We start from the raw sequence: 2,469 nt of genomic DNA on the forward strand, positions 1-2,469 counted from the left end.
CTGCTGAGCCAAACACGGCCAATCGTTCCGCTGAGCCTGAGGCTCGCCCCCTCCACCAGTCGCTCTCCGCTGCGCTCGGCGACTGGTCCCCCTCCCGCCGCTTCGCGGGGGAGGTAAGGGTACGCTAAGGCTCGAACTCGGGACCTTGCCACCCCACAAGCCGACGCCCGGGGCCCGCCGCAAACGTCCGACACACGCCGGCGCTCACCTCCCCCCGAACGACGGTCTCTCAGTTCCCCACCCGCTCCACCTCGGAACAGGCTAGGTGAGGGGTTTCCCAGCTCCGAGACATCGCCATGCCCGCCTACACCATCGTCACCACCAGCGCCGCGCAAGACGCCGAGGCGGCCGAGGTCAACACGCTCGTGGACGATTTCGCGAACGAGAGCGAAGCCATCGGCTACGCCCGCCGCATGGCCGATGAGATGCTGGGGCTGGCCGCACAGCTCACCCTGGACTTCGACTACAGCAACGTGTCGGTGCACGACGGCGACCTGCTCGACGAGGACCTGGATCCGACCCATCCGTCCTTCATCGGCATGTGGGTGCTCGATGATGAGAGCGTGGCCTTCGTCGGCGCCGACGACTTCCGCGACGGCGCGTCGGGCGAGCTTGCCTTGCAGTAGGGCCAAACCTCGGCTTCGCTAGGCTCCAAGAAAAGCCAAGGGGGGACCGTCCATGAACATGATCCGGAGCGCCGCGCTCGCTCTCCTCCTGGCCGTCGGCGCCGGCGCCGCCTCGGTGGCGCAGGTTCCGGCCGCGCCGCCCGCCGACCCCGGGCCCCCGCTCAGCGGCTATCCCCGCAACGCCCTTCGCGCGCCGACGCCCGCGGAACTCAAGACCGCCACCTACGTCCGCGACGTCATCTACGGCCACCGCGACGGCATGGCGCTGACCTACGACGTCTTCAGGCCGGTGAAGGGCGCCAACGGCGCGCTGGTGGTCAACATGGTGTCCGCCGGTTGGCGATCGTCATGGGCCCCGCCGGAAGAACGCCAGGCCCGCTATCAGGCGCTGATCGACAAGGGCTTCACCGTGGTGGCGCTCTACCATTCCTCGGCGCCGCGATTTCAGGTTCCGGATGCGGTCACCGACGTCCGGCTGGGCATGCGCCACATCAAGGCCCACGCCGCCGACTACGGCGCCGACCCCAAGCGGATCGGCGTCTGGGGGGCCAGCGCCGGCGGCCATCTGGCGCTCGTCGCCGGCCTGATGGCCGATGACGGAGACCCCGCCGCCGCCAACCCGCTGGAGCGCTCCGGCAACCGTGTCGCCGCCGTCGTCGCCTACTTCCCGCCCACCGACCTGGCCGTCCTGCTGCAGGGCCGCCCCAAGGTCGGCCCCATCGCCTTCGAGGACCGGCTCTTCGCCTCGGTCTCGCCGATCCACAGCGTCGACGCCCGCGATCCGCCGACCCTGCTGCTGCACGGCGACGCCGACCGCGGCGTGCCGCTGGCGCAGAGCGAGATGATGAAGGCGGCCCTCGACAAGGCCGGCGTCGAAAACCGCCTGAAAACCTATCCGGGCGCGGACCACGACTTCTACGTCAAAGGCGACCCCGCCAAGACCGACGCCTACGCCACCGACGCCATGACCGAGATGGTCGCCTGGTTCGAAGGGCGCCTGAAGCGGTAGGTCGGAGAGCTGACGCTCCGAGGGACTGAGATGGGTGGGTTGCGGACGTTCCTCAGGGTGGCGGGAAATCGGTTCGGGCGAGTCCTTGCAGGCTAAACTCCGCCCGCATGCCTTCGCCGAAGAGCACCTCGAACCAGTAGTCGTCGCCCCACAGACCCTTCATCCCGCGGGTCATTCCGCCCAGGCTCCAGCCGGTGGCGGTGCGCTCACATACTTCCACATGCCAGACGATAGTTTGGTCACCGACTGCCACGTCGAAGTGTCCCTCGTCATGGTCAGGCTGGAAACTAAGACGGTAGGGGCCGGTGGGCCCTTCAAAGGTGACCTGAAACGGCCCGGGCTGTTCCACGGAGCTAGTGCGGATCGGGTCGATCATTTGCTCAGAGTGACATGGCCTCCCTAGAGTCCGCAAAGGGTCGAAACCCGAACTCGCCGCTGAGCCCTGCAGCGGACCTTGCTCAATTCACTGCGAAGCGGACCTGCTGGATGTCAGCCAGCACTAGGTTTCCGACCCCTCCTGAACGTCATCCCCGGGCTTGTCCCGGGGATCCATGGTTCCGCCGCGCGGCTTCGACCGGCAGGCCGCCCGGGCGGCCTGCTCACACCGCTTCGCCGCCGATGGATGGATCCCCGGGACAAGCCCGGGGATGACGTTCAAAAAAGTGGGGGAGCCACCCATCGCCGCATCTTGAAGATCACTATTCAATGTTCTATCTTTGTTCTCATGTCGACCGAGGCCGCCCGCGATGCGCGTGAGCTCCAGATGCTGGAGGGGCTCGTCGACTGCGCCTACGGATTGGCGACGACGCTGGCTGCGGCGGCGAAGGCCGAACC

Annotated in this window: 3 protein-coding genes; 2 read left to right on the forward strand and 1 reads right to left on the reverse strand. The window is 67.7% G+C overall.

Annotated features, from left to right (window positions below; genetic code table 11):
- The first annotated feature begins 296 nt into the window (after positions 1-296).
- Together EPN98_RS23895 and EPN98_RS23900 are read left to right on the forward strand one after the other, a co-directional pair.
- Entirely contained in the window at positions 297-626 is a 330-nt protein-coding gene (locus tag EPN98_RS23895) for a hypothetical protein (protein ID WP_293365486.1), read from the forward strand.
- Positions 627-678: 52 nt separating this feature from the next.
- Positions 679-1,635: an alpha/beta hydrolase gene (locus tag EPN98_RS23900; RefSeq protein WP_293365487.1), complete on the forward strand. Its 957-nt coding sequence runs from the start codon at positions 679-681 to the stop codon at positions 1,633-1,635.
- Positions 1,636-1,687: 52 nt separating this feature from the next.
- Here the strand turns inward: EPN98_RS23900 and EPN98_RS23905 are convergent, their stop codons facing one another.
- Entirely contained in the window at positions 1,688-2,011 is a 324-nt protein-coding gene (locus EPN98_RS23905; protein WP_293365489.1) for a hypothetical protein, read from the reverse strand.
- Between the last annotated feature and the right edge of the window lie 458 nt (positions 2,012-2,469).

Origin of the sequence: Phenylobacterium sp. (assembly GCF_004299445.1) — a bacterium.
Taxonomy (GTDB): domain Bacteria; phylum Pseudomonadota; class Alphaproteobacteria; order Caulobacterales; family Caulobacteraceae; genus Phenylobacterium.